The sequence below is a fragment of the Cohnella sp. genome (assembly GCF_041641335.1).
Taxonomy (GTDB): Bacteria; Bacillota; Bacilli; order Paenibacillales; family Paenibacillaceae; genus Cohnella.
The window spans coordinates 1-7,920 of record NZ_JBEPYQ010000162.1 but is presented as its reverse complement, the minus strand read 5'-3'; the positions used below and the strand labels follow the sequence as shown (position 1 = coordinate 7,920).

General features: G+C 58.6%; 6 protein-coding genes and 1 pseudogene. 6 read left to right on the top strand and 1 reads right to left on the bottom strand.

The window, feature by feature from the left end; all coding sequences use genetic code 11:
- The 6 genes from dnaE to pyk form a co-directional block, all read left to right on the top strand.
- Window positions 1-1,823, top strand: a 1,823-nt coding sequence (dnaE, locus tag ACESLM_RS29990; RefSeq protein WP_372638311.1) for a DNA polymerase III subunit alpha, incomplete at its 5' end; no start/stop codon positions are given.
- 46 nt (window positions 1,824-1,869) lie between these two features.
- Entirely contained in the window at window positions 1,870-2,613 is a 744-nt protein-coding gene (locus ACESLM_RS29985; RefSeq protein ID WP_372638309.1) for an alpha/beta hydrolase, read from the top strand.
- A 142-nt stretch (window positions 2,614-2,755) separates the two neighbouring features.
- On the top strand, window positions 2,756-2,944 hold the full coding sequence (locus tag ACESLM_RS29980; protein ID WP_094050319.1) for a glutamate decarboxylase: 189 nt from the start codon (window positions 2,756-2,758) through the stop codon (window positions 2,942-2,944).
- Between the two features lie 93 nt (window positions 2,945-3,037).
- Complete coding sequence (accD, locus tag ACESLM_RS29975; RefSeq protein WP_094050320.1) at window positions 3,038-3,904, top strand: acetyl-CoA carboxylase, carboxyltransferase subunit beta; 867 nt, start codon at window positions 3,038-3,040, stop codon at window positions 3,902-3,904.
- A complete protein-coding gene (locus ACESLM_RS29970) occupies window positions 3,894-4,859 on the top strand; it encodes an acetyl-CoA carboxylase carboxyltransferase subunit alpha (protein WP_372638307.1) in 966 nt (321 codons plus the stop codon). The genes accD and ACESLM_RS29970 overlap by 11 nt, the downstream gene beginning before the upstream one ends.
- Window positions 4,860-4,904: 45 nt before the next feature.
- Window positions 4,905-6,659 (top strand): pyruvate kinase, encoded by a 1,755-nt coding sequence (pyk, locus tag ACESLM_RS29965; RefSeq protein ID WP_372638305.1) that lies wholly within the window; start codon window positions 4,905-4,907, stop codon window positions 6,657-6,659.
- Window positions 6,660-7,347: 688 nt separating this feature from the next.
- Here the strand turns inward: pyk and ACESLM_RS29960 are convergent.
- Window positions 7,348-7,920 (bottom strand): annotated as a pseudogene (locus tag ACESLM_RS29960) (hypothetical protein); the annotation flags it as partial.

Below are 7,920 nucleotides of genomic sequence, written 5' to 3'. Positions count from 1 at the left end.
TCTTCCAGCTCGAGTCCACGGGAATGCGCCGCGTGCTCAAGGAGATGAAGCCGTCCTCGTTCGAGGACATCGTCTCCGCGGTCGCGCTGTACCGGCCCGGTCCGATGGAGTTCATTCCGCAGTTCATTCGCGCCAAGCACGGCTTGGTGGAGGTGGAGTACCCCCACCCCAACCTGAAGGAGATTCTCGCCGATACGTACGGCATTATCGTCTATCAGGAACAGATCATGCAGATCGCGTCGGTGATGGCCGGATTTTCTCTGGGTCAGGCGGATTTGCTGAGGCGAGCCGTCGGCAAGAAGAAGCGGGAGGTGCTGGACGAGCAGCGGAAGCATTTCGTCGCTGGCAGCCTGAAGCTAGGATACAGCGAGCAGGAAGCGAACGGGGTATACGATCTGATCGTCCGGTTCGCGGATTACGGCTTCTGCCGCGCGCACGCCGCCGCCTACGCGGTGCTCGCCTTCCAGACCGCTTATCTGAAAGCCCACTACCCGGTCGCCTTCATGGCTTCAATGCTGACGGCGGTCGTCGGCAACCAGAGGAAGACGGCGGAGTACGTGGACGAATGCCGCAGAATGGGCATTGCCGTGCTTAAGCCCGACGTGAACGAGAGCGGCGTGCTGTTTACCCCGGTCGCCTTCGCCGAGGGGGGAGGCGCGATCCGCTTCGGACTCGCGGGCGTGAAGAACGTCGGCACGCAGGCGATCGAGAGCATTATGCGAGAGCGGGCCGAGAGGCCTTACGAGAGCTTGAGCGACTTCTGCCGCCGCATCGACCCGCGCGCGTGCAACAAGCGCGTCATCGAGTCGCTCGTGCAGGCGGGGGCGCTCGAGTCGATGCCGGGCCACCGCGCCCAGCAGCTGGCGGCGCTCGAGCCGACGGTCGCGGCCGCGGCGCTCTGGCGCAAGGAGCGGGAGGAGCTGCAGATCGAGCTGTTCGACTTCGAGGAGACGCCGAACTGGAACGTGGAGCTGCCGGCCGTTCCGGCCTATTCGCAGACGCAGATGCTGGAGCTGGAGCGGGATCTGATGGGGCTGTACCTGTCCGGTCACCCGCTGGACGCTTACGACGAGCTGATGGAAGAGCTGAAGGTCGAGCGGCTCGTCGATATCGCCGAGCTGCCGGACGGGGCGACGGCGTTCACGGCGGGCATGATCGTCTCGATGAAGCCGTTCGTCACGCGCAAGGGCCAGGCGATGGCGTTCCTGGAGATCGAAGACCGGATCATGGGGACGGAGCTGGTCGCCTTCCCGTCCGCATGGGCCAAGGCGTCCTCCTTCGTCAAGAAAGGCTCGCTCGTCTTCGTGCGGGCGAAGGTGCAGCTCGGGGACGAAGATTACAAGCTGCTGGCGGACGATATCCTGCCGCTGGACGCCGGCGACTTGAAGGCCCAGGCGGAGAGGCTGCGGCGGCTCTCGTCCGGCGGGAGAAGCGGCGGCGCGGGAGGGGGCGGCTACTCCGGCAGAGGCGGCGACAGAGCGGCGTCTGCCGGGCCGGCTGCGAGCAAGTCGGCATCGGGAGCCGCGTCCTCCTCGGCGAGAGCCAGGGCCGTCGCCGAGGCCGCTCCTGCTGCGGCCGCGTCGGCGGACTCGGAGCAGCAGCGCGTCTACATTCTCATCGACGCGGAGCACGAGAAGCCCGCGACGCTCATCCGCCTCAAGCTGCTGCTGAAGGCGCATCCCGGCAAGCTGCCGACGATTCTTCGCTACGAGAAGGATCGCCGCACGGTAGCCCTGAGCGACGAATACTACGTCGATCCGAAACCCGCGCTTGTCGAGGAGTTGGAGCAACTGCTGGGGAAAGACAGAGTAAGAGTCAAGTAACGTCAACGCATACCTTACAATTTTATACCCTGATGGAGGAATCGACGTGGCATTATTTCAAAGCAGTTTCTTTTCCGAATCGTTGGAAATTTCGGCTTCCATGAACGTAATCATCCCGCAAGGGGAGAAGCGCAGACCGCTGAAGACGCTGTATTTGCTGCACGGCTTGTCGGACGACCATACGACCTGGTGCCGGAGAACGTCGATCGAGCGCTACGCGGAAGAGTACGGGATCGCCGTCGTCATGCCGGCCGTCAACCGCAGCTTCTACGCGGACATGGCGCACGGAGCGAAGTATTGGACGTTCGTCAGCGAAGAGCTTCCGCTCCTGGCGCGTTCGTTCTTCCCGCTGTCGGAGCGCAGGGAGGACAACTTCGCGGCAGGGCTTTCGATGGGCGGGTACGGCGCGTTTAAGCTCGGCCTCACGCATCCGAACCGTTATGCGGCCGTAGCCAGCCTCTCCGGCGCCGTGGACGTGAACCGTCTCGTCGCGGAAGGCTTCGGAGGAGACATTCGCAATATCGTCGGAGATCCGGCTTCCGTACCGGGCTCGTCTATCGATCTGTTCGCTTTGGCGGAGCGGGTCGCGGGCCGGCCGGACGCTCCGCTTCTCTATCAATGCTGCGGCACGGAGGATTTCCTGTACGAGGACAACGTGCGTTTCCGCGAGCATTGCCGCGGGCTCGGGCTTCCGCTCACCTACGAGGAAGAGCCGGGAACCCACGAATGGGGCTACTGGGATCTTAAAATCCGGAGAGTGCTGAGCTGGCTCCCTCTGCAAGCCGATTGACCCACAATCGGCTTTCTTTTGCGGGCGCGTCCCCTCGGACTGCCGCTTCTCGGTTGCTAGTCTTGCGGAATCTGTGCTATGATTTCCATATTGCCTGTCTTCGCTTTTCATTGAACGATTAAGAAATTGGGGGTACCGCATCATGTGGACGGTCATCTACATCGCGCCGACCGCTAAGATCGCCGACAGAATTCAGAAGCGACTTACCGATGAAGGGTTTCTCGTACAAGTACGCCCCATAAACCTAACGAAACCGCAATATGAAATATTGGTTCCATCCGGCGAGGTGCGGGAAGTGCAAGAGGTATTAGGAAGCATTCTGCACCTTTAATCCAGTACGATACCCATAGAGGTTGTTCGAACGGTCCGGCATCCGGGCTTCTCGAACGCGGGCCCCGCCATTTATCGCTTGTGAGGTGTCGCTGTGTTCAAGGATCTATTCCAGAAGAAAAAATACGCCGTCGTTCCGTCGGAACGCACGAAGAGGGACATTCCCGAAGGGCTCATGAACCGCTGCCCCAAATGCGGTCAAATCCAGCTCAGCAAAGAGCTGGAGAAAAACTTGAAGGTGTGCTCCGGCTGCGGGCATCACTATCGGTTGAACGCCTGGGAGCGCATCGCGATGACGCTCGATGAGGGGCGTCTTTTTGAGATTGACGAAAACCTGGTCTCCGAAGACCCGCTTGACTTTCCGGGCTACGCCTCCAAGCTGGAGCAGCAGAAGGCGAATTCCGGGCTGAAGGACGCCGTCGTCACCGGAGAAGGCGAAATCGGCGGCTTCCCGGTCGTTATCGGGGTTATGAGCTTCGATTTCTTCAGCGGAAGCATGGGCTCCGTCGTCGGCGAGAAAGTAACCCGCGCCATCGAGAGAGCCACCGAGAAGAAGCTGCCGCTTGTTCTCTTCTCCACGTCGGGCGGCGCCCGAATGCAGGAGAGCATTCTCAGTTTGATGCAGATGGCCAAGACAAGCGCCGCGCTCGCCAAGTTCCATGAGCAGGGCGGCTTGTTCATCTCCGTGTTCACGGATCCGACGCTGGGCGGCGTGTCTGCAAGCTTCGCGAGCCTCGGCGACTACATTCTGGCCGAGCCGGGAGCGATCGTCGGCTTCGCCGGACGCATCGTCATCGAGCAGACGATTCGCCAGAAGCTGCCGGACAACTTCCAGACGGCCGAGTTCAACCTGAAGCACGGCCAACTGGACAAGGTCGTTCCCCGCAAGGAAATGAAAGCCATATTGACCAAGCTTCTTGATATGCATGCTTGGAAAGGAGAGCCGGCCGATGTCCAGTGAACTGCCCTTTGAGAGGCCGCTCGCCGAATTGCGCAAGAAGATAGACGAGCTCAAGCATTTCGGCGCCGAGAAACAGATCGACTTCTCGGACGAGATCGCGAGGCTCGAAGAGCGTTACAAGCAGCTCGAGTCGGAGGTTTACGGCGGAATGAGCGCGGCCCAGATCATGCACATGGCCCGTCATCACCAGCGCCCGACGTCTCTGGATTATATTTCATTGATCTTCACCGATTTTGTCGAACTGCACGGGGATCGGGTATTCGCGGACGATCTTGCGATCGTCGGAGGTCTGGCGAAGCTGAACGGCATGCCGGTAACGGTCGTCGGACACCAGCGGGGCAAGGATACGAAGGACAACATCCAGCGGTTTTTCGGCAGCCCGCACCCCGAAGGCTTCCGCAAAGCGCTTCGCTTCATGCAGCAGGCGAATAAATTCGGACGCCCGATCATCACGCTTATCGACACGAAGGGCGCCTATCCCGGCGATACCGCGGAGGAACGCAACCAATCGGAGGCGATCGCCCGCAATCTCCTCGAGATGGCGAATTTTGGCGTGCCGATCGTCTGCGTCGTCATCGGCGAAGGCGGCAGCGGCGGCGCTCTTGCGCTCGGCGTGGGCAACCGCGTGCTGATGCTGGAGAACGCGATCTATTCGGTCATTTCTCCGAACGGAGCCGCTTCGATTCTTTGGAAGGACGCGTCCAAGGCCGACCAGGCCGCGGAAGCGATGAAAATTACGGCGAAAGATTTGCTGGAATTCGGCGTCATCGAAGAGATCATACCGGAACCGCAAGGCGGGGCCCATCGGGACAAGGCCGCTCAGGCCGAGTCGATCAAAGAGGCGCTGTGGCGCAATCTGCAAGAGCTGGGCAAGCTGTCGCCGGACGAACTGAGGGAAGACCGGTATCGGAAGTTCCGCAAAGTCGGACGCTTCGGTGCCGCAGAGCTGGAATAGCTCTCCATATATGCAACCTGGATAGATAACGGAGGAAAAGAAATCATGCGTAAAACGAAAATCGTCTGTACGATCGGACCCTCCAGCGAATCGCTGGAAAATACGAAGAAGCTCATCGCCGCCGGCATGAACGTCGCCCGCTTGAACTTCTCGCACGGGGACTACGAAGAGCACGGCAACCGGATCAAGGCCATCCGTCAGGCTTGCCAAGAACTGAACAAAACCGTCGCCATCCTTCTCGATACGAAAGGACCGGAAATTCGTCTCGGCAAGCTGAAGGAAGAGCCGATCGAGCTCGTTCAAGGGGAATACATCACCTTGACGACGGAAGAAATTCTCGGCGACATCACCCGCGTTCCGGTAACGTACAAGGATCTGCCGTCCGACGTCAACGTCGGCTCGACGATTCTGATCGACGACGGCCTGATCGGCCTCACAGTCATTGACATTCAAGGCACCGAGATCAAGTGCCAGATCGTCAACAGCGGCCAGATCAAGAGCAAGAAAGGCGTTAACGTTCCGGGAGTGGCGATCTCCATGCCGGGTCTGACGGAGAAGGACATCAGCGACATCAAGTTCGGCATCGAAGTCGGCGTCGATTTCATCGCCGCATCCTTCGTGCGCCGCGCCAGCGACGTGCTCGAAATCCGCGAATTGCTGGAGCGTCACGACGCACGCCACATTCACATCATCTCCAAGATCGAGAACCAGCAAGGCGTCGACAACCTCGACGAAATTTTGGAAGTGTCCGACGGTCTGATGGTTGCCCGCGGCGACCTCGGCGTCGAGATTCCGGCCGAAGAAGTGCCGCTCGTTCAGAAGCTCATGATCGAGAAGTGCAACCGCGCCGGCAAGCCGGTCATTACCGCTACGCAAATGCTCGATTCCATGCAGCGCAACCCGCGTCCGACACGCGCGGAAGCTTCCGACGTCGCCAACGCGATCTTCGACGGCACCGACGCGATCATGCTGTCCGGCGAGACGGCGGCCGGTAAATATCCGGTCGAATCCGTAGAGACGATGGCCCGCATCGCGGAGAGCGCGGAGTCCGCGCTGCACTACCGCGAAATTTTCACGAAGCAAGCGAACGCCCAGCAGACGTCCGTAACCGAGGCGATCAGCCAGGCGGTAGCCAACTCCGCGCTCGATCTCGAGGCGAAAGCGATCGTCACTTCGACGGAGAGCGGCTATACGGCTCGCATGGTTTCCAAATACAAGCCGAAATCCCCGATCATTGCTGTAACGCCGGTGGAGCAAGTGCTTCGCCGCCTTCAGCTCGTCTGGGGCGTTATTCCGGTTAAAGGCGTGTCCGCGTCCACGACGGACGAGATGTTCGAGATCGCCGTGCAGGGCGCGCTGGACAGCGGCATCGTCCGCCTCGGCGACACGATCGTCATTACAGCGGGCGTGCCGGTAGGCCGTTCCGGAACGACGAACCTGATCAAGATCCACAACGTCGGCGAACTGATCGCCAAAGGACAAGGCATCGGCTCCCAGAGCACGACCGGCAAAATCGTCATCGCGAATTCGCCGGAAGAAGCGAACAGCAAGATGACGTCCGGCGCCATTCTGGTCGCTCCTTCGACGGACAAGGAGTATATGCCGGCATTCGAGAAGGCGGCTGCGGTCATTACGGAATGCGGAGGCATTACGTGCCACGCGGCTGTCGTAGGCCTTAACCTGGGCATTCCGGTTATCGTCGGCGTGGACAACGCAACGAAGCTTTTGGAAGACGGCATGGAAGTTACGCTGTACGCCGAGCACGGCGTCATTTACTCCGGCCAAGCGAAAGTCATGTAATTAACGGAACGGGTATATCAAAATCCCTGCGGCCTTGCCGCGGGGATTTTGTTGCCCTATCAGCGTGTATGAATTCCTCCCCTCCCCCTTTTTTTCAAGAAATTTGTTAAGGTAAGCTCATATGGGAGAAACGTACAAAAGCGGGTATTCAGGAGAAATGTCCAGAGCGATTCGGCATGCCCAATGTCGAATTCCCAATGTCGAATGGCCAATGTGGAATGCCCCCAATGTGGAGCGCGAGTCCGGAAATCCAGCGGCGCGGTTTATCGTTCTCCGCCTCTTTTGCCGCTATCCCTTCCGCTCAGCTTTTCCGTGCCACATTTTGAATAGGTATGTAGTGCCTTCTCCCCCTCTTTTGGCGGTATCCCATCTATTCAGTTTTTGCGCCGCATTCTGGATATATAGTACCTTTTCCCTCCATTTGCCGATATCCCGTTCAGTCAGGTTGGTCGTACGCCTCCTCCGATATCGGCAATGACCTATCTTCCATTTGTCTTTATCCCGACCGCTCAGAAATCTGGTTAAAGCGTTTAGCGATAGTTATCCCGCTTAATCAGTTGATCATCCTCACGGCTGTGAATTAGCGTTCAGCAGCTTGCAAGGTATCCCCATGACTCAGTTTTAGACCCTATTTTGAAAAAGAACGGGAGATTGGCGTGTGAGGGATTGGCTTCGTTCCGCGAGCGGATTATCCAAGTTTAAGCGAAGGTTGCCGTGAGGCTCGAGCCAGCCTGCCAGACCGGGAACGGCCACTGGACTTTGTGAGTTCAGCATAGGTGATTCTAGAAGAATGGATGCAATCCGCGAGTAATTGAACGTAGAGGGTGGATCGACTGCGGTTGTAATAATAGCAAAATTGATCAAGATACGCCTGCAGGTGCTTAGGACCGATTCCAAGAAACGTTCGGCCAATCCACCAAGTCACATCGTACCCCATCCACACGAGCTTTTTATTCATATCCCGTCCGTACTTTCGGGTTACGATTACATTTGTCGCATCGTCAGGATGAACGTGAGCGCGAATGAAAGGCGCCGTATCCGGGCAATCGTACTTGTCTTTTAACGGGACTTTCGATTGCAGTTTAATCACAATTTTGTCTGGAGTGCCGTCGTCCGCATCCGAAGCGCCGATCAGCAGAGGTTGTTCTTGTTGATGCCAGTCGAAGGAAGGAACCATCCGTTTGCAATAGACGGAATCCGAAACGCGAACAATGCCCGAGAGCAGCCGATTCGATTCTCTCGCAGCCATGGCGCGGCGAAT

Bases quoted from the DNA above. Each gene is read 5' to 3' on its own strand.
- ACESLM_RS29980 (WP_094050319.1), top strand. From the start codon at position 2,756: ATGTGGACGGTCATCTACATCGCGCCGACCGCTAAGATCGCCGACAGA.
- ACESLM_RS29970 (WP_372638307.1), top strand. From the start codon at position 3,894: ATGTCCAGTGAACTGCCCTTTGAGAGGCCGCTCGCCGAATTGCGCAAG.
- pyk (WP_372638305.1), top strand. From the start codon at position 4,905: ATGCGTAAAACGAAAATCGTCTGTACGATCGGACCCTCCAGCGAATCG.